The sequence below is a fragment of the Pseudomonas sp. S11P7 genome, assembly GCF_023195435.1.
GTDB lineage: Bacteria > Pseudomonadota > Gammaproteobacteria > Pseudomonadales > Pseudomonadaceae > Aquipseudomonas > Aquipseudomonas fluorescens_G.
In genome coordinates, this window is record NZ_JALPKS020000002.1 from 2680837 (window position 1) to 2699022 (window position 18186).

Annotated in this window: 18 protein-coding genes and 2 pseudogenes; 17 read left to right on the forward strand and 3 right to left on the reverse strand. The window is 53.6% G+C overall.

What is annotated here, in order from left to right; translation table 11 throughout:
* Positions 1-455 precede the first annotated feature (455 nt).
* The 10 genes from M0746_RS12330 to M0746_RS12375 all read left to right on the forward strand — a co-directional run bounded on the left by M0746_RS12330 (position 456) and on the right by M0746_RS12375 (position 12240).
* The gene (locus tag M0746_RS12330; protein WP_258449373.1) at positions 456-2510 is read left to right on the forward strand and encodes a type VI secretion system Vgr family protein; all 2055 of its coding nucleotides are present in this window, start codon (positions 456-458) and stop codon (positions 2508-2510) included.
* Positions 2501-3364, forward strand: a complete 864-nt coding sequence (locus M0746_RS12335; RefSeq protein WP_258449374.1) for a DUF4123 domain-containing protein — start codon at positions 2501-2503, stop codon at positions 3362-3364. The genes M0746_RS12330 and M0746_RS12335 overlap by 10 nt, the downstream gene beginning before the upstream one ends.
* A gap of 32 nt (positions 3365-3396) precedes the next feature.
* Positions 3397-6663: a hypothetical protein gene (locus M0746_RS12340; protein ID WP_258449375.1), complete on the forward strand. Its 3267-nt coding sequence runs from the start codon at positions 3397-3399 to the stop codon at positions 6661-6663.
* A 9-nt stretch (positions 6664-6672) separates the two neighbouring features.
* Complete coding sequence (locus M0746_RS12345) at positions 6673-7647, forward strand: tetratricopeptide repeat protein (RefSeq protein WP_258449376.1); 975 nt, start codon at positions 6673-6675, stop codon at positions 7645-7647.
* A 48-nt stretch (positions 7648-7695) separates the two neighbouring features.
* A complete protein-coding gene (locus tag M0746_RS12350; protein ID WP_258449377.1) occupies positions 7696-8667 on the forward strand; it encodes a tetratricopeptide repeat protein in 972 nt (323 codons plus the stop codon).
* A 420-nt stretch (positions 8668-9087) separates the two neighbouring features.
* A complete protein-coding gene (locus tag M0746_RS12355; protein WP_258449378.1) occupies positions 9088-9627 on the forward strand; it encodes a sel1 repeat family protein in 540 nt (179 codons plus the stop codon).
* A 55-nt stretch (positions 9628-9682) separates the two neighbouring features.
* Positions 9683-10657 (forward strand): tetratricopeptide repeat protein, encoded by a 975-nt coding sequence (locus M0746_RS12360; protein WP_258449379.1) that lies wholly within the window; start codon positions 9683-9685, stop codon positions 10655-10657.
* A 94-nt stretch (positions 10658-10751) separates the two neighbouring features.
* Entirely contained in the window at positions 10752-11225 is a 474-nt protein-coding gene (locus M0746_RS12365; protein ID WP_258449380.1) for a DUF3304 domain-containing protein, read from the forward strand.
* A 72-nt stretch (positions 11226-11297) separates the two neighbouring features.
* Positions 11298-11795, forward strand: coding sequence for a DUF3304 domain-containing protein (locus M0746_RS12370; protein WP_258449381.1), 498 nt, complete (start codon positions 11298-11300; stop codon positions 11793-11795).
* Positions 11796-11820: 25 nt separating this feature from the next.
* On the forward strand, positions 11821-12240 hold the full coding sequence (locus tag M0746_RS12375; RefSeq protein ID WP_258449382.1) for a DUF3304 domain-containing protein: 420 nt from the start codon (positions 11821-11823) through the stop codon (positions 12238-12240).
* 52 nt (positions 12241-12292) lie between these two features.
* Here the strand turns inward: M0746_RS12375 and M0746_RS12380 are convergent, their stop codons facing one another.
* The gene (locus M0746_RS12380) at positions 12293-12589 is read right to left on the reverse strand and encodes a hypothetical protein (protein WP_258449383.1); all 297 of its coding nucleotides are present in this window, start codon (positions 12587-12589) and stop codon (positions 12293-12295) included.
* 489 nt (positions 12590-13078) lie between these two features.
* On the opposite strand from M0746_RS12380, the pseudogene M0746_RS12385 reads away from it, so the two are divergent.
* Together M0746_RS12385 and M0746_RS12390 are read left to right on the forward strand one after the other, a co-directional pair.
* Positions 13079-13347: pseudogene (locus M0746_RS12385) on the forward strand (DUF2790 domain-containing protein).
* 89 nt (positions 13348-13436) lie between these two features.
* The gene (locus M0746_RS12390; RefSeq protein WP_203417854.1) at positions 13437-13835 is read left to right on the forward strand and encodes a hypothetical protein; all 399 of its coding nucleotides are present in this window, start codon (positions 13437-13439) and stop codon (positions 13833-13835) included.
* Here the strand turns inward: M0746_RS12390 and M0746_RS12395 are convergent.
* Complete coding sequence (locus tag M0746_RS12395) at positions 13832-14101, reverse strand: DUF1652 domain-containing protein (RefSeq protein ID WP_258449384.1); 270 nt, start codon at positions 14099-14101, stop codon at positions 13832-13834. The two genes, M0746_RS12390 and M0746_RS12395, sit on opposite strands and share 4 nt — an antisense overlap.
* 366 nt (positions 14102-14467) lie before the next feature.
* Here M0746_RS12395 and eco point away from each other — a divergent pair, with 366 nt between their 5' ends.
* Entirely contained in the window at positions 14468-14953 is a 486-nt protein-coding gene (eco, locus tag M0746_RS12400) for a serine protease inhibitor ecotin (protein WP_258449385.1), read from the forward strand.
* Positions 14954-14974: 21 nt separating this feature from the next.
* Positions 14975-15280 (forward strand): NIPSNAP family protein, encoded by a 306-nt coding sequence (locus M0746_RS12405; RefSeq protein WP_258449386.1) that lies wholly within the window; start codon positions 14975-14977, stop codon positions 15278-15280.
* Between the two features lie 33 nt (positions 15281-15313).
* Here the strand turns inward: M0746_RS12405 and ilvA are convergent.
* Positions 15314-16298, reverse strand: a pseudogene (gene ilvA, locus M0746_RS12410) (threonine ammonia-lyase, biosynthetic); the annotation flags it as partial.
* Between the two features lie 250 nt (positions 16299-16548).
* On the opposite strand from ilvA, the gene M0746_RS12415 reads away from it, so the two are divergent.
* From M0746_RS12415 to M0746_RS12425, 3 genes are all read left to right on the forward strand, one after another.
* A complete protein-coding gene (locus M0746_RS12415) occupies positions 16549-16887 on the forward strand; it encodes a DUF2834 domain-containing protein (protein ID WP_208937452.1) in 339 nt (112 codons plus the stop codon).
* Between the two features lie 219 nt (positions 16888-17106).
* Positions 17107-17586 carry a hypothetical protein gene (locus tag M0746_RS12420; protein WP_258449387.1) on the forward strand — a complete coding sequence of 160 codons (480 nt, stop codon included), beginning with the start codon at positions 17107-17109 and terminating at the stop codon, positions 17584-17586.
* A 354-nt stretch (positions 17587-17940) separates the two neighbouring features.
* Positions 17941-18141 (forward strand): hypothetical protein, encoded by a 201-nt coding sequence (locus M0746_RS12425; RefSeq protein WP_208941157.1) that lies wholly within the window; start codon positions 17941-17943, stop codon positions 18139-18141.
* Positions 18142-18186 lie beyond the last annotated feature (45 nt).

Consider the following 18186-nt stretch of genomic DNA (forward strand, 5'->3'; position numbering starts at 1 on the left):
CGGTCTCCCCAGAAACACATCTTCGTATGTCCGCACCAGCGAGCTTAGATCTCAATCGACTGGTGTGAGGGCAACATACAAGGAGTGAGCCTGCTCGCGATAGCTGACGTCCAGTCACTGAAATGCTGAAAACCAGCCTCTGCCCCCCACTACGACACCAATCCCCTGTGGGAGCGAGCCTGCTCGCGAAAGCCATCGACCAGACGCCAAAGATCGCCACCTGCCGTACTCCCCGGCAACTTTGACGGTTGTTTCTTCAGCACCAGCGCGTAAGAAAAGTCGCCAATACCGAAGGCCACATTCCGCCAACCACCCGATTTCATTGGCCGAAACGCTACCCCTAAGGGTTTTCCCTATACCCCAGCCCCACCCCACCTACGCCTTTTGCGCCTTGAACGAGACGGCTGAATCCTGCAACATCTGTGTCCTGCTTATTCACGGACGGAATTCAAGGCATGCTGGACGCCAACGCTACCCACATCACCCTCACCCTGGAAGGCGCCAACGCCGACCTGCAGGTCCTCAGCTTCACCGGTCGCGAAGCCCTGAATGAGCCGTTCCGTTTCGACCTCGAACTGGTCAGCGCCCGCCCCGACCTCAATCTCGAAGAGCTGCTGCACAAGCCCGGCGTGCTGACCTTCGGCGCCACCGGCGAAGGCAAGATCCACGGCCTGGTCTATCGCATCGAGCAAGGCGACTCCGGCAAGACCCTGACCCGTTACAGCCTCAGCCTGGTCCCGCAACTGGCCTACCTGCGGCACAACCACGATCAGCAGATTTTCCAGCAACTGACCGTGCCGAAAATAATCGCTCAGGTACTGGAAGACCGCGGCATCCTCGCCGACGCCTACAGTTTCCAGCTCGGCGCCGAGTACCCGGAACGCGATTACTGCGTGCAGTACGACGAGTCCGACCTGCATTTCATCCAGCGCCTGTGCGAAGAGGAAGGCATTCACTTCCACTTCCAGCACAGCAGCAGCGGCCACAAACTGGTGTTCGGCGACGATCAGACGGTCTTCCGCAAGCTCAAACCGGTGAGCTACCAGCAGGACTCCGGCATGGCCGCCGACAAACCGGTGATCAAACGCTTCAATCTGCGCCTGGAAACCCGCACCACCCGCGTCAGCCGCCGCGATTACGATTTCGAGAAACCCAAGCTTTTGCCCGAGGGTGCGGTCAAATCCGAATTCGCCCCGGACCTCGAGGATTACGACTACCCCGGTCGCTTCACCACCCGCGAACGCGGCAAGTTCCTCTCGTCGCGTGCGCTGGAACGCCATCGCAGCGACTACAAACTCGCCGAAGGCAAAGGTGACGAACCAACGCTGACCAGCGGCCATTTCCTCACGCTCGCCGAACACCCGCGCGCCGAATGGAACGACCTGTGGCTGCTGCTCGAAGTCTTCCACGAAGGCAAACAACCGCAAGTGCTCGGCGAAAACGTCACCAGCGACGTCACCGACAACAAAAGCGATTTCCACCAGGGCTACCGCAACAGCTTCCTCGCCACGCCGTGGGACGCACACTACCGCCCTGCCCTCGAACACCCGAAACCGAAAGTCCTCGGCAGCCAGACCGCGATCGTCACCGGCCCTGCCGGCGAAGAGATCCATTGCGATCAGTACGGCCGCGTCAAAGTGCAGTTCCACTGGGACCGCGACGGCCAGTCCGACGACAAAACCACCTGCTGGCTGCGCGTCGCCAGCGGCTGGGCCGGCGCGGCCTACGGCGGCATCGCCATCCCGCGCATCGGCATGGAAGTCCTCGTCACCTTCCTCGAAGGCGACCCCGACCAGCCGCTGGTTAGCGGCTGCCTGTACCACAAGGAAAACGTCGTCCCCTACGACCTGCCGGCGAACAAGACCCGCAGCACCTTCAAAACCCTCAGCTCCCCGGGCGGCAAGGGCTACAACGAATTCCGCATCGAAGACAAGAAAGGCGCCGAACAGATCTACATCCACGCCCAGCGCGACTGGGACGAAAACATCGAACACGACCAGAAAATCCGCGTCGGCAACGAACGGCATGACACTGTTGAAGCAAACACCCTAAGCGAATTCAAGGTTGAAGAACACCGGATTACCCATCTGGACCGCATCAGCGAAATGCGCGCGGATGATCACCTGACGGTGGGTGTGACGCAGCATGTGAAGGTGGGGACTGGGCAGTTTGTTGAGGCTGGCAACGAAATCCATTACTACGCAGGCCAGCGAGTGGTGGTCGAAGGCGCGATGGAACTGACCGCCAAGGCCGGCGGCAGCTTCGTAAAAGTCGACGCCGGTGGCGTGACCATCAGCGGCGCTGAGGTGAAGGTTAATACCGGTGGTGCGCCTGGGGTGGGCACGCCGGCGGCGCCGTTGTTGCCGGGGCCGATGAAGGTTGTGGATGCGGATAAGGCTGGTACCGTCCCTATTCCGCTACCCAAGCGCCTGAGCGAGTCCGGCATCACGCCGTTGTGCGGAAAACAAAGTAACGGCGCTTGCAGCCGTAAGGATTGCACATGCATGTAAAAGCGCTGAGCACCCTCCTTGAAGCTCCACGTTACTCATTCGAGGAACTGCCGAGAGAAAGCTCTGATGTGACGCTATGTTTCATCATTGACCGCGTCCGCCAGCCAGAGGCCATGAGCCGCCTTTACCGCGTCGGTGAACCTGTGGAGGCACAAGCTCTTTTTCTCAATACCGATTTTGCTGAAATCGCCGCCGACGGGCCTCTCTGGCTGGTCGCACCTTGGGGCAGTCGTCTGGCCGCCGAGGCGGCAAAACTGTGCGAAGAGAACTACTCTGGCATCGCCCTTACCACCGCGGATCCGATCAAGTCATTGGCGCACGCACGTTGGCTCCTGCGAGCCAATGATGGTTCTGGCGGCCAGAGTTTGTTGAGCTATCACAAACCTAGTCTGTGGGCTGCGCTGGCCTATACCACCGGTGAAAGTTTGCACCAACTCTTCGGGCCCTGGCAGCGTATATACAGCCCGGCGCCGGCCCACTTCGGGCGGAATCGCGGTCGATGGCTGAGTTGGCGCGCCGTTTCGGAACTTGAATGGCTGGGCGACGTTTCAGCTTTCAATCTGCCGCCTGAAGCACCGAGCGTTCAGGCGCATCTTGGATGGGTTTATTGGGCAGACGAGCAATACGCTGCTTACGGTGATCCTACCGATGAACAACTACCCCACCTCGTGGCGAACCTCCAGACGCTGGTTGACCACAACATTTATGAAGGTCGCCATCTGCTTAAGCTGGGCGCAATCACCAACGGTCCTCTGCTCGAAACGCAGCCAGAAGTGATGGCCATCCTGCAATCCAGGGAAGAGTCGTTCATCAAAGTCCAGCAGTTGCAGCAACTAGCTGTCAGCGCTGCTTGATGACCCGTCAGTACAGAATGAATGGAAGCGAAATGGAACAAAATACCAGCGCAGCACCTAACACCGAGTCGGCACCTGCAACACAAGTAGTGGCAGATGAAACTTGTGCAAAACCGCCTCGGGATATAGGTGAACAGCCCGAAGCGCCAGAAGACACACCAAGCGATCACGACAAAGTGAAAACGCCCTGCTCCACCATTTATGGCAGTGCAATTTACGATACGGAAAATGAATCCTTCTGGTTACTGCCAGAGCGGACAAACTCCGCCTTGAAAGAAGCTTCCAGTGACTTGGAGCAGAAGGTCAGCTCAAGCAAATCTCCCGAAGAACGGAAAAAAGGTCTATACGAGTCGGGGCTCCTTGAGTATTTCCTTGAGCCTAAACTGGCAAACTTTCTTGAGGGTGAAGAGAAGGCACGGATGCTTGAAATCGAAGCTCAACATCCGAACATCAGCAATCTGGATGCAGCGCTCTTGGAGGCTCAGCAGAACTTAACAACCACAGCGCCAGCAGCAGAATCTACCGCCCCGCTTACCGCCCTTGAACAAGACCAACTCAAAAGAAACCAATTCATGGCCGCCCGGGATGCTGCAACCCGCGTACGCGGCATGCATAGCGAATGGCAAAAGCTCAAGCGCATGGCCATTGCCGCCGCCAAGGAAAAAGGCTACGCGTACGAAAGCGGCAACCTTTATGCGCCCAAAGCCATTGCGGCTCGTGAAGCTGTTCAAAAGTACCTGAAAGCGCGAGAAGCGCTGTTAGAGGACAAGGATCTCACCACGTTAACCTCGGCAGAGCTCGCGCCGATGCTCGTTCAAGACAAAAAGCGAATCGACGACATCGCGATGTGCGGCACTAACAATCAGTTGATGCTCTGCACCTATGTGCGCGACCAGGAAATCAAACGCAAGGAAAGGAAAGCTACCTACAGCGCTTATCTGGACGCCATCATCGACGTTGCGCAATACGGAATTGCCCTGCCGGAGTTCGCATTGATTCCTGAGGGCGGAGCAGTCGAAAGTGGTGTCGACCTGTTCAAGCAGTATATGGCGCTCGAGAAAGAGCAAAAGGACGTCAATGAACGCCTCAGTGCCAAGTACAAAGGCTGGATCGAGGCAAGTGGCCGGCAAGCAAAAGCGCCCACCAACCTGGTCACTATTGAACGTGCCGCCTGGGACAGTTTGCAGGCGTCGAAAGAAAAACTACGTCTTCGGGCTGAGAGCAATGTGGCAACGGCGACTGTTCGCCGTCATCTGTTGTGGGAGCCAGAGCAATTTCAGGCAAGACCTGAAGAGCGCTTGATCAAAAACGGCTTTCCGTTGGCCGAGATGAGCATGGCGGACAGCCTGAAAAAACCGCTGACTTACCTCAGCATGTATTCGCTACCACGACTCAAACAGACCGTTAAGGATGACTGGAAGAAAGTTGGCGCCAAAGTCAAAGATCTGGCGAAGCGTCCGGGCAACAGCGATGGAAAAGCAGCGACGGACACTGAACTGAGCTTGTTCGGACAGTGGCTGAAAGGCGAAGGCGCGCTAAGAATCAAGGACCAGGAAAGCGATTGGTTCTCCGCCGAAGGGTGGTTCGAAATCGAAAAATTCAACGCTTACCTTGAAAACAAAAAGTACAAGGTCACTGCGCTGGAGAACGCTGGTACCCGTAAAGAGTGGGGGGACCGATTGCAGCAAGTGTTGTTCAAGGACAACGTACGCAAGACCTTCCGGATTTTCGACATCACACCGCAAGCCCAACTGGTTCGTTGCCTGATGCCCTCCACCACGGAGACCATCCACTCGTCGACAAAAGTAGAAGGGCCGGGCTGGACTCTGGCAGAAGGGTTCCAAGCCTCGGCCAAGGCCACTTTTGCCGTTGATCTTGCCAGAGGTGAGGTCGAACTTTTTAAAGTCGACTTACCAGACCGTGCTAGCGCGAAAGATATCGTCATCACCTACCGAAATGCCGAAGATATACAGCAAAAGATGAATCTCGGACGGTTTTCGCTCTATCTAGGCGCGAAGGCTTGGGGCTACGCCGGTGCATCGTTGCTGCTTTCCTCGGAAATTGCATTGGATGTCGGTAACGCTGGCTTCCATTTGGCGCCTCCGGAACCGGTGGTGCGCAACCCCGACAAGCGCAGCTATGCGAGAACTGAAAAAAGCGACCAAATTAAAAAAGCTCCTGAAACGCTACAGATACAGGACGGCGCAAAAGCCGCATTCAATCTGTTCGCTGGCCTTCAAACCGGGATCATGGTCACCGGAGCACTAAACTGGGCTCCACCCTCCGAAGTAGCCTTGCTAACCAAAGCGCCCGTTTCCGGAAAAGCCGCCGGAATGAAAGCCAGCGAATGGTTCAGCCTTGCGCGTTTGACCGTGGAACTCAACGCCGCTGCCGGTCTCGGAGCGAGGGCCGAAGCAAGTATTTCCCTGCATGAGGGCCGTCTGATTCTGGTGCTCAAAGCAGCGTTGATTGCAGGCCCAGGCGTCGGAGGCTCCTTCAAGTTCGAAGTCGGCTACGATGCCGTCACAGAGTTGCTTAACATGTTTCGTAGAGAACTCTATAAAAACAACCAGAACCCATACTTTGTCATTGAAGACGAAACCTATGCGTACCTTTCAAAGTTAAATACGTTGGGCATTGGCGGTTTTGATATTCGCATGATTTATCTTATGGGCGCTGATGCGGTAATGACGCTTTATGAGACCTTAACTGCAACAGGCAAAGGCAGTGCGATAGCGCAAACCATTATGTCTTATGAGAACCAACATGAACTCGAGGAGTGGTGCATAAACGCTATACCCGGAGCTTTAGGCCCTCTACTTCTGACCCTGATCAGTCCTCCAAGTGATTTTTCTGTGACCATTACCAGCCCCACAGGGAAAATAGCAGAAAAAGACGATACGATTAAATATAGTGAGGAAGAGTCACATTTACTGCAACAGCAAGCCATTGAGAAAATTTTGTCTTGGCTCCTTAAGCGCGCGCAGAAAGACAATACCGTTGACAAAGCGCAAACTCAGTTTGAAGACATATGCATGTCTATGAATAAGTTCGGAATAAAGCCAGCAAACGCAGAACAGTTTTATTGCGAGAACAGGCTTTTACTTGACAACTTCATGGCAGACCCGGTTCTCCGCCTAACGAACCGTGCCGGTGATGACATGCGCGCCGATTATTTGTCCCACGTAAAAGTGCTAGGCGCGAAAAAGGATGGACAATGTCAGAGATCCCAGTTCTTCGGCCGAACTTACATACCGTCTGGCACAGCCAAATACATAGCCCCAACCGGTAACATTTGAGAAAAGAACATGCGCCTTATAGAACTACTTTTAGCCGCATCAATACTTGTCATTGCCAACCAAGCAAATGCCGACTTGGACACCAACCAGTCGCAAGCAAAACATCAAGGAGTAATCCTTTACAATCAACTTAAAGCCGTCTCAGCGGCCCCTCTACTAAGAATAGCGGCAGAGGCTGGTGACCATGAAGCGCAGTATTATCTAGCTGAGTCGTTGCGGCAAAAAAATAGCTATATGAATCCTGAAGCTAAAAAGTGGTATGAAATGGCAGCTGCTCAAGGGGATCTTTACGCAATGATCCAGCTTGGACGAGTACAAAAGGATCTATGTAAATTATCAGAAGACTGTCCACCTACAGAAAAAAAACCATCAGACTGGCTGAATCAAGCATCTAGCATCGCTCAGCCTGAGGCTGAGGATGGAAACCCAGAAGCCATGTACATCATGTATGAGCTAACACTCGATACAACTTGGTTAGAAAAAGCGGCTGCAAAAAATCACCGATTCTCACAGTACTTGTTAGCTAAAAGCTACCATCAAGGAGATGGCGTATTCCTACCGTGGAAACGCTCTGAAGCTGTTGAACAATTATTCAAAGCCTCTGCTGAGGGCGGCTACCCGCCTGCAATGATGGAATACGGAGCACTTCTTTATGAAAAAGGTGATATTGAGGGATTCCGTCATTGGAATGAGCAAGCAGCTTTAGCAAGCTATGCCACCACGGTTTATGGTTACGGCTCTGATCTTGCTCATGAGCCAGATACCTATGGATTCCCGCTCGATGTCGTAAAAGGTTATGCCCTGGTTTACACCTTGAAGGAGCTAGATGGGGGTGGAGGTTTACAAGCAAGAGTGGAGAGCAAACTAACTAAAATTGAAGCGAAGATGACAACTGAGCAAATTACCAAAGGTAAAAGATTTGCAGAAGAATGGAAGGCGACTCACCCCCCCCTTTCATTTTACCCGGACAAACTAAGCCGCTGAAGACTGATTAGCATGATCTTTTTTTGACGAGTCAGACTGATAAACCCAATGAAGTATTTCGCCGTTCTCCTGTTATTCATGACACTGCTTCCCTTATACGTGGAAGCCCAACTGAATATCGAGCAGGAATCTGCCAGAGATAACGGCATTACCCTATACAACCAATACAAGACAGCCTCAGCCATTTCCTTTTTGACCATCGCAGCAGAGGCAGGCGACCCTGAAGCACAGTATTATTTAGGCGAAGCAATTCGAAAGAAAAATCATTACATGAACAAAGAGGCCAGAAAGTGGTATGAAGCCTCAGCAAATCAGAACAATCTTTATGCCATGATTCAATTGGGCCGCATTGAGCATGATATGTGTGAAATATCCAACGACTGCGCTTCTTCTCAGAAGCCACCAATAGAATGGTTAAATCAGGCAAAAAAAATCGCTCAAGAAAAAGCCGAGGCTGGAGATGCGGAGGCGATGTGCATAATGTACGAAATAACGCTAGATGATACCTGGTTGGAAAAGGCCGCCTCTGCGGGAGATGCATTTGCGCAATATTGGATGGCGGTCTCCCTCAAGCAAGGTGATGGTTTTTTCCTGCCTTGGAAACGAAGCGAAGCAGTTGAAAGGTGGTTTAAGCTTTCGGCTGAAGGCGGTTACCCTAAGTCGATGATGGAATATGGTGAAATACTGTATAAACGTGGCGATATTGAGGGATTTCGCCACTGGAATGAACAGGCGGCGTTAACAGGGTATGCGCCTACTGTTTTCGGATACGGTGCTGACCTAGCTCATGAGCCCGATACATTCGGATATCCCCTCGACCTTATCAAAGGCTATGCGCTTATATCCTGGTTGTCCGAGCTAGACGGAGGGGGTGGCATGAAGGAAAACGTTGAATACACGTTACCTAGAATCGCGGCAAAAATGTCTGCTGAACAGATTGAAGCAGCTAAAAAGCTTTCCAAAGAATGGGCTTCTTCGCACTCGCCCCTGTCTTTCTTCCCTGACAAACTAAGCCGTTAACCACTGTGAAATTTCTTGCCGCAGTTTTTTTCTTGTCGCTCTGACCTCCAACGCACTGGCGCTGAGCGACTCAGAACTTGCAGCTAAATCTCGCGGGATAACTCTGTATAATCAACTTGAAGCAAGTACTGCACACCCGCTACTAAAAATAGCGGCAGAGGCTGGAGACCATGAGGCACAATATTATCTAGCTGAGTCGTTGCGGCAAAAAAATAGCTATATGAATCCTGAAGCTAAAAAGTGGTATGAAATGGCAGCTGCTCAAGGGGATCTTTACGCAATGATCCAGCTTGGGCGAGTACAAAAGGATCTATGTAAATTATCAGAAGACTGTCCACCTACAGAAAAAAACCATCAGACTGGCTGAATCAAGCATCTAGCATCGCTCAGCCTGAGGCTGAGGATGGAAACCCAGAAGCCATGTACATCATGTATGAGCTAACACTCGATACAACTTGGTTAGAAAAAGCGGCTGCAAAAAATCACCGATTCTCACAGTACTTGTTAGCTAAAAGCTACCATCAAGGAGATGGCGTATTCCTACCGTGGAAACGCTCTGAAGCTGTTGAACAATTATTCAAAGCCTCTGCTGAGGGCGGCTACCCGCCTGCAATGATGGAATACGGAGCACTTCTTTATGAAAAAGGTGATATTGAGGGATTCCGTCATTGGAATGAGCAAGCCGCTTTAGCAAGCTATGCCACCACGGTTTATGGTTACGGCTCTGATCTTGCTCATGAGCCAGACACCTATGGATTCCCGCTCGATGTCGTAAAAGGTTATGCCCTGGTTTACACCTTGAAGGAGCTAGATGGGGGTGGAGGTTTACAAGCAAGAGTGGAGAGCAAACTACCTAAAATTGAAGCGAAGATGACAGCTGAGCAAATTACCAAAGGTAAAAGATTTGCAGAAGAATGGAAGGCAACTCACCCCCCCTTTCATTTTACCCAGACAAACTAAGCCGCTGAAGACTGATTAGCATGATCTTTTTTGACGAGTCAGACTGATAAACCCAATGAAGTATTTCGCCGTTCTCCTGTTATTCATGACACTGCTTCCCTCATACGTGGAAGCCCAACTGAATATCGAGCAGGAATCTGCCAGAGATAACGGCATTACCCTCTACAACCAATACAAGACAGCCTCAGCCATTTCCTTTTTGACCATCGCAGCAGAGGCAGGCGACCCTGAAGCACAGTATTATTTAGGCGAAGCTCTTCGGAAGCGCAATCGATATATGACGCCCGAAGCGCAGCATTGGTATGAAGCAGCCGCGAATAACGGATCCATATTCGCAATGATTCAGTTAGACCGTCAAAATGATGACCTTTGCAAAAAAATGGATAATTGCCCCACTAGCAAAAAATCAAGCTCCGAGTGGTTGAGCCAAGCAAAAAATCAAGTAATGAAGGAAGTGAGGACAGGTGACCCTGAGTCGCTATATTTAATGTATGAAATAAATTTTGATCGTACTTGGTTAGAAAAATCTGCAAGCGCAGGTTATGCGCTCGCGCAATATTGGATGGCCGTCGGTGATCGACAAGGGGAGGGATTTTTTCTTTTACCTGGAAAACGTGATGAGGCCATCAGCAAATGGCTGAAAGCTGCCTCTGAAGGCGGCAACCCAAAAGCAATGATGGAATACATTGAGATCCTGTATAAGAAAGGCGATCTTGAAGGGGTGCGCCGTTGGCTTCAGGCAGCAGCTGAAACGGGCGACCAAAAAGCTATTAGCAGTTATGGCTCTTACATTGCCCATGCGCCTGACCAAGTTGGCTATCCCCTAGACCTTGTTAAAGGTTATGCACTGATTAGTCTGCTGAAAGAGCTGGATGGTGGAGGCGCTATTCAAGATTTCGTTCAAGATACTCTCGAAGAAATTGGGAGCAAAATGACGCCTGAACAGATAGAGAGCTCAAAAGCTGTCGCTGAAGAATGGAAAGCCACTCACTCACCGCTCTCCTTCTTTCCAGAGAAACTTGGCAGATAAAATGGTTGAAACATTAAAAATTCAAGCAAGAAATAATTAAGCGTCATCTAAAATACTAAGTTTCTAGATCTCAAGCCAGGAACCCGAAGGCTACATGATCGATATTTTGAAAGATACACACCTCAGAAAAAGCTGGCGACGACGAAAAATAGTTCTTAGTGTGGTGGCTTTACTATTTTGCTACGCCACCCCGAAAATTCTGGAGCTACTACGTACCCCTGGTGCCATGCTGACGTCATCGAATTACACGGATCGCCCAATTTCTTTTTTTTCAGTAAATGATTTTGGGGGTGGCAATCTTTCTGCAATGGGCGGCGGAGGGATTGTTTGTTGCAGGAAAATCGTAGGGAAATCGGTTCGGGTTACCTGGACTCTCGGCCGAACTGGCGATCAGCTAAGGAAAGGTGTGCAGAAAGAATATCACGAGTTAAACGTGCCTCTACCTCACCGAGCACGAGGCGATGATTATCTGCACGTTCGTTTTTTACCCGGAAACGCAGTTGAGCTGAAATGGAGTTCTAACTTGATCAGCCCATTTGATTCTGAACCGAGTACGACCGGTCCTTAACTGATCGGCATTGTCATTCTCAAAACAGAATCCAGCCGTAGAATATAAGTACAACTCTCTGCTTTGGACCTTATGCGCGTGATAGATATTGCTGCGGACGCCAGCCGGAAACACACATGGCGACGAAGACGAATAGCCCTAGCTGTACTGGCATTGCTGCTTAGCTACGCCACCCCCAAAATCCTCGCACTGTTCCGCACGCCAGGTGCAATGATGACTTCGGAAAACCACATGGTGCGACCGATTTTCAGTTTCTGGGTCAATGGATTTTGGGGTGGGAACCTTTTTGCCAACGGCGGCGGTGGAATAATGTGCTGCTCCAAATTTGAGGGAGACACAGCCAAAATCACCTGGATATTGGACATGACCAAACAGCAGCAAATACAGGGCGCGGTAGAAGAGCACCATGAAGCTCAGCTTTCGCTTCGCCAGCGTGGCCCCCACGATGAGTACCTGCATGTGCGCTTTGATCCGGGTAATAAAGTACGGCTCGGATGGAGTCCTGACTTGTTTAGCCCATTTGAGCCCCGACCAACCAAAGCTGTTTCGGAAAGCAGTGAGGCGCAGTAAGAATATGCGATTCAGTCAGACGCCCATGTCCAGTCGCTCGAAGATATTGATCTGCGCGGCAGTGCTGCTGGCCGCTTTTGTGACATCTCTAATTCATGACCGTGTTCGTACTCCCGGTGCTGCCCTTACATCCCACAACTACATTGATCGTCCCATCGGCAGCTATTGGGTAAATGGTCACTGGGGCGGTAACGGAGGCGTGACCTGCTGTTGGAGCATCGATGGCAACACCGCTAAAGTTGCATGGGTTCTGAGCATGTCTAAAGCTCAAGAGGAACTGGGGATGAAGATCGAAAGACATGAAGTGCAAGTGCACTTGCCTTCACGCAACCATGGCGATGACACGTTGCATGTCTATTTTCTGCCGAACAATCGTATCGGGTTGGAGTGGGCATCGACGGTGCTGGATCCGCGTCCTCACTCAACGGAATCCTTACCACGCTGAAACACGGGTCGTTTCTCACTCCGCCCCGTGGCTGAGTCCTTTCAGTTTCTCATCAAACCGGCGCCTTCCAACTCAACATCTGCTGCTGCGCCACCTGCAGCAAGTCATTGCCATCCTGCGTCAGCAGGTAAAGCGCATGGGTGATGTGTGGAACGTCCTGCACGTCGGCGTGCTTGAAGCACAGGCAATGTAAGGTTTCGAGCAGATCGGCGGCGGCGCGGATGCGCTGGACGGCGGCTTCGAGGATGTCTTTCGGGTTGGCTTGGGTGTCGATGAACAGTGTCGGAATTTCGGTGACGTTGCTGCTGAGGGGGAGATAGCGGTTCTGTATCAGTTTGATTATTGGCATGTTGATTACTCGATTGTTTCAAAAGTAACCGCCGACACCGTGACCAAACGATGGGAGGCGGACCGTGTACAGGCTTGGTCAACCGAGAACAATCAACTCAGCTCGCCCGAAGGCGTCCTGCACACGGCCGCCACAGCTATGCACTTTACGGTCAAAGAACTCCGCAGTGCAGATGATGGCACATATGCAATCGATTATTCCCGGGTGACCAAACCCGAACCACTGATTTTGCAGCGGCAACCGACAATAACCGCCCCGCTCCAGCCGCCGGAAGCAGACAAGGCACCAGCCTTTGTAGGAATTGGCCAAACATCCCGCGGAAAAACCACGCCACCCCAGACAGCCCGCGTTCAGCCTGGTTAACCGTCCCTTAACGCCGTAGTCAAAAACTTCACTGAACCGCACGCCCTCAACCATTCTGGCTGTTGCCCAGTGCGGCAGATTCGGGAATCACGCCGAACTCCAGAACCGTCGCACGGGAGTCCTCTCATGAACATTCGTCTTTCACTGCTCGCAGCCGCCCTCACCTGCACCGCATTCACCGGGCTGGCCCAAGCCAATGACACAACCCCCCCTCAAACGCCGTGCCCTACAAGTACGGCATGCCGCTGCAAGTAGCGAAGGTAGTCGCACTGACCGAGCCAGCCACCCTGGAATGCAAGGTCATCACCGCTGACATGAAGTACATCGACAACAACGGCAAACGTGAGGAAATCAGCTACCGGAAATTATCCGACGCGTGCCAGCTGCAAAACTGACAGAAACTTCTGATTCGCGGCTTTGCGGTAGGCGGGAGGGGTTTCGGCGGTTATGCTCGGAGCCTTCCTCACTGCCGCAAGGATTCGCCATGCAGTTGTCGTTTCGCACGTTGTCCGGGCTCACGTGTTCACTGTGTTTTGTGCTCGCGCTGGCCTGGGGCATTTTCCCCGAACGGCTACTGGCGATCTGGAGCGTCGAATATTCCGAGGGGGCCGGTTTTGTCGCGCGGCGCAGTGCGGTGCTGTTTGCGGCGTTGGGAGTGATGTTTTATCTGGTGCGCAATGCACCGCCGTCGCTGGGGCGCAATGCGTTGAGCAACGGGTTTATCGTTGGTTGTCTGGGGTTGGCGGTGCTGGGTTTTGCGGAATGGCTCAACGGTCATGCCGGCCCCGGGATTTTGCTCGCGGTGCTGGTCGAGTTCGCGCTGGGCCTTGGTTTTGTACAGGCCCGGCGCGTGACGGTCGAACTGGGTGAAACGGTGCGTTAAACGGCTCGCGAACGAGCAGTGCTCTGATGCAACGCAGTCTGTTGAGCGAGATCGGAGCGCAGCCCCGCGACCAGATTGTTGATTTCGCGACAGCTGTTGAGCCGGCTGGCATCGATGCCGTTGACCTGCAGATCAACCTGATCGGTACGATGATCGCCGAAGACCTTGACGGTCATCGACAAATCCGGCGACAGCGTGCATTGGCAGCGTTTCGGCAGAAAACTGCTTTCGATGATGTTGCGTAGTTCCAAGGCAGACAGAAACATGGCGAACCCTCTCCTTACTGTGAGATGCCAATCAAGTATTCACGCTGGCCGTGGCGCCCCTGCGCGGGTGTGTCCCCGCTGTTTCCCTGGGTGCGTCAAGCGGCGGTACTGCGAAATGCCCATTGGAGTGTAGGCGCCCAAATCCGGTGCGCCGCACTGAAAGAACGCATAAAACGTGCCTTTGATCGGCTTGTTTTCACTCCTTTGAAATCAGTCACTTGGCGCGCTGGCCAGCATTCTGCTATTTGCAAAATGCAAGAAAGACCTCCCCGAGCACTGCATTTTGCAAGTACGCCCCGATTTGCATTAAGCATTCACGACAGCAAGAATGCCCCCCACTACCCCGACACCCGCACGGAGGCTTCCATGGGTTCTTTACGCGTATATACGATCACCGGGCTGCTTGTGGCCAGCCTGTCCACCCTCGCCCACGCGGCCAAGCTCGAAGACGTCGCACCGTATCCAAAGGCTGAAACCGGCTTCACCCGCCAGGTCATTCATCTGCCCAAACAAGAGCAGGAAGAGAACTACCAAGTCGAAATCCTCGCCGGCAAAACCCTTGAGGTCGACTGCAATCGCCAGCGATTGGGCGGTGCGCTCGTCGAGAAGAACCTCGAAGGCTGGGGTTATCCGTTCTACCGCCTGGAAACGGTCACCGGCCCGATGAGCACAATGATGGCTTGCCCGCCGGGTTCGCAAAAGAAACGCGTGTTCGTGCCGGTTATCGGTGACGGTTTCAAACTGCGTTACAACAGCAAACTGCCGGTTGTCATCTACGCACCGTCGGACGTAGAAGTTAGATATCGGATCTGGTCGGCATCTGAAAAAGTCGGCACGGCGCTGCCGGAATAACCACAGCAAGGAGTGCACGGTTTGATTACCTGCCACGTCAAATACGTCATCGATCCCTATCAACTGGCCGAATTCGAAGATTATGCGAAGGCTTGGCTCGGCATTGTTGAGCGTTTGGGCGGCACCCATCACGGTTACTTCCTTCCCTCCGAAGGCGCCAGCAATATCGCTTATTGTCTGTTCAGCTTTCCCTCGCTGGCAGACTACGAAAGCTATCGGCACGTTGCGATGACCGACGCGGAAAGCACCGCACTGGTTGCCAATCTTGTAGAGAAGAAATTCATCGTCAGTTACGAGCGCAGCTTCCTGCGCCCGATGCTGCCGTAACGTTCATCAAGCCGGGACGCCGCACACCGCGACGCGCTCGGCGACATGACGCAGACTGTCGAAGTTGATATTGGCGCCCGAATCAATCGCCACGAAGGTCCGCCCCTGCACACCCGTTCGTCCCACGTATTGCTTGATGCCTGCCACTGCCAGGGCGCCGGAAGGCTCGGTGATCGAGCGCGTGTCGTCGTAGATATTCTTGATCGCGGCACAGAGATCGTCATTGCTGACGGTGATCACCTCGTCCACGCAAAATCGGCAGACTTCGAAGCCAAACGCGCCGATCTGCGCCACTGCCACGCCATCGGCGAAGGTGCCGACACTGGGCAACACCACACGTTGATCCGCATCCAGCGCAGCTTTCAGGCAAGCCGAATGTTCGGATTCAACGCCGATGATCCGCACCTCCGGACGCAGATATTTGACGTAAGCGGCGATGCCGGCAATCAGCCCGCCGCCGCCCACCGGAACAAAGATTGCGTCCAGCTCCCCTGATGCTGGCGAAGGATTTCCATCGCCACGGTGCCCTGCCCGGCAATCACCTCGGGATCATCGAATGGCGACACGAAGGTGCGTCCGCTGAGCTCGGCCAGTTGCAGCGCATGAGCCAGCGCGAAGGGAAAGCTCTCGCCATGCAGCAGCGCTTCCGCCCCCGACTGCGCACGCCTTGTACCTTGAGCTCGGGCGTGGTGGACGGCATCACGATTGTCGCTGTGATACCCAGTTCGCGTGCCGCCAGCGCCACACCCTGGGCATGGTTGCCGGCCGAGGCGGTGATGACCCCGCGCGCTTTCTGCTCTTCGCTCAGTTGCACCAGTTTGTTGTAGGCGCCACGGATCTTGAAGGAGAACGTCGGCTGCAGGTCTTCACGCTTGAGCAGAACCCGATTGCCCAGCGCATCCGACAACGCCGGCGCCGCTTGCAGTGGCGTGCGCACGGCAATGTCATACACCGGCGCGGCCAGGATCTTTTTCACGTAATGCTCAAGCAGGGCTTGCTGGTCGGGGCTGTGCGGCATGGTCGTCTCCTGACGTTTTTTCAGAACCCCGGAGACAGAAAGTGAAAACCCGCCTCGAGGGCGGGTTGGGTGCTGCAGTCGTGAGCTAGCCCGCCAAGTGAGGAATGGCGGTAATAATGCTTGGCTGGCAGCGCAATACGGTGGAAGTCATGGAACGGAAAGTAGCCTGCGCGCTGCTGGCGAGTCAATGGCCAAATTCAGCCGCAAGCGTTAGTGTGGCGACTCTCTCATCGCACCAAGGAAGGCACGCATGATCTCCATCGCCCTGCCGCTTACGGCTTTGCTCGCTTTTGGCGGTTACACCGTTTCGGTGATGCTCCAGGCCGAACAGTCATTGATCGACTTTGGCATCAGCCTGATGTCGCGCCCCGACACTGCTCAGGTTGTTATCGATCTGTACCTGCTGGCCACGCTGGCGGGCATCTGGATGGTCAAGGATTCCCGGTCGCGCGGGCAGTCGGTTTGGTCTGTGGTGCCTTATCTGTTGCTGACGGCGGTTTTTGTTTCGATTGGGCCGTTGTTGTATCTGCTGGTACGTGGGGTTCGCGATCGCAACCGGAAGGCTGCGGGTCTGGCCCGCGCGAGCTGATCGGCATGACCGGTTGTCGCGCAAAATTCCGTTGCGAGCAGGTTCGCTTTCTCCGGTAACGATGCCAAGCATGGGGCCGCGGTTTCGATTGAAAAGTCCCGAATAGTGCGGCTGTCAACTGTCAGCTCTGACAGTTATGGGAAAGATTCAGATGCGGTAACTTGGACTTTCACCGGGAGTCCGCTCCCGTTGGGTTCATGCATCAGGGAGCAATAAGCAATGAGCGATGATAATAAAAGCACTACCGGTACATTTACAGCGGAGACGGAAAAGGGTGAACGCCCTCTTTTCGCGGCAGAAGAAGTGTTTCTCTCCGAAAGATTTCAAGCACCAGACACTTATTGGCAGGGGCTGGGCAAACAGATTATTCCATCAGGCTTCCCACCAGATAATAAGTTTGTATGGCTAGGTGTCTATGTACCGGAGAACGCCACAGAGGGTGACCATGACTTTATCGAGGAGCCGGCTTATAGGGCAAGCTATGCTTCAGGCACTAACGCCGATTTGAAATCGTATCAGTCAACCACCGGCAAAATACACCTGGAAGTTGTGCCTACAGTGGAAGATCCGCGAATGAAGGGCAGCATTGAATTCACCGCTAAACACGCAACCGATGGTACAACTGTCGAAGTTACGTCAGGCGAGTTCAACTTCAGCGGCCTGTCACCTTACAAGTCTGCCCCCTTTGACAAACCCTGACGCGCACAACTCTCCTTTACGGTGCCCGGCCGCCTCTGCCCCGTTTGACTACCACAAACGCAGCCGTTGCACAGGGCACCCTGACCACGTCCCTGCCGCGCAATTGCGGCTCCGCTGCAATCACCCCCTCTGACGTAGGTGCCGAAGGCGGTCTTGTAACCGCTCGCGACTGAACGATGGACCTGATCGTTCATGGCAAGGCTCCCTACGGGAAAAACATCGGATCGACGGCAGATGCTCCCGAGCATAGCGCTTGAATTTATCCGCACGCTGAACAGTCACTGACAATGTAATAAACAAAATTTCACCCGGTTTTGTCCCCGCGCGGACTGAACCTTCTGGGGAGCCTTGCTCATGACTATCCGTTCCGTTATGTTCGCCGCCCCGTGGCTGTTGGTCGCGGTAATCTCTAGCCCGTTGGCGCTGGCTGCTGAAGAAAAAGGCCAGCCGGTGCAAAAACCCGAATGCCCGAAAGGTCAGGTCTGGGACAGCAAATCGCAGAAATGCGCGTTGCAAACCAGTGCCGTCCACGACTCATCACAACCTGAACATTGATAAGGGAAGCCGCCATTAGCGAGCAGGCCTTCAGAGCAGAACTCG

Coding starts and splice junctions, on each gene's coding strand:
- M0746_RS12330 (WP_258449373.1), top strand. CDS start 456: ATGCTGGACGCCAACGCTACCCACATCACCCTCACCCTGGAAGGCGCC.
- M0746_RS12335 (WP_258449374.1), top strand. CDS start 2,501: ATGCATGTAAAAGCGCTGAGCACCCTCCTTGAAGCTCCACGTTACTCA.
- M0746_RS12340 (WP_258449375.1), top strand. CDS start 3,397: ATGGAACAAAATACCAGCGCAGCACCTAACACCGAGTCGGCACCTGCA.
- M0746_RS12345 (WP_258449376.1), top strand. CDS start 6,673: ATGCGCCTTATAGAACTACTTTTAGCCGCATCAATACTTGTCATTGCC.
- M0746_RS12350 (WP_258449377.1), top strand. CDS start 7,696: ATGAAGTATTTCGCCGTTCTCCTGTTATTCATGACACTGCTTCCCTTA.
- M0746_RS12355 (WP_258449378.1), top strand. CDS start 9,088: ATGTACATCATGTATGAGCTAACACTCGATACAACTTGGTTAGAAAAA.
- M0746_RS12360 (WP_258449379.1), top strand. CDS start 9,683: ATGAAGTATTTCGCCGTTCTCCTGTTATTCATGACACTGCTTCCCTCA.
- M0746_RS12365 (WP_258449380.1), top strand. CDS start 10,752: ATGATCGATATTTTGAAAGATACACACCTCAGAAAAAGCTGGCGACGA.
- M0746_RS12370 (WP_258449381.1), top strand. CDS start 11,298: ATGCGCGTGATAGATATTGCTGCGGACGCCAGCCGGAAACACACATGG.
- M0746_RS12375 (WP_258449382.1), top strand. CDS start 11,821: ATGTCCAGTCGCTCGAAGATATTGATCTGCGCGGCAGTGCTGCTGGCC.
- M0746_RS12380 (WP_258449383.1), bottom strand. CDS start 12,589: ATGCCAATAATCAAACTGATACAGAACCGCTATCTCCCCCTCAGCAGC.
- M0746_RS12390 (WP_203417854.1), top strand. CDS start 13,437: ATGCAGTTGTCGTTTCGCACGTTGTCCGGGCTCACGTGTTCACTGTGT.
- M0746_RS12395 (WP_258449384.1), bottom strand. CDS start 14,101: ATGTTTCTGTCTGCCTTGGAACTACGCAACATCATCGAAAGCAGTTTT.
- eco (WP_258449385.1), top strand. CDS start 14,468: ATGGGTTCTTTACGCGTATATACGATCACCGGGCTGCTTGTGGCCAGC.
- M0746_RS12415 (WP_208937452.1), top strand. CDS start 16,549: ATGATCTCCATCGCCCTGCCGCTTACGGCTTTGCTCGCTTTTGGCGGT.
- M0746_RS12420 (WP_258449387.1), top strand. CDS start 17,107: ATGAGCGATGATAATAAAAGCACTACCGGTACATTTACAGCGGAGACG.
- M0746_RS12425 (WP_208941157.1), top strand. CDS start 17,941: ATGACTATCCGTTCCGTTATGTTCGCCGCCCCGTGGCTGTTGGTCGCG.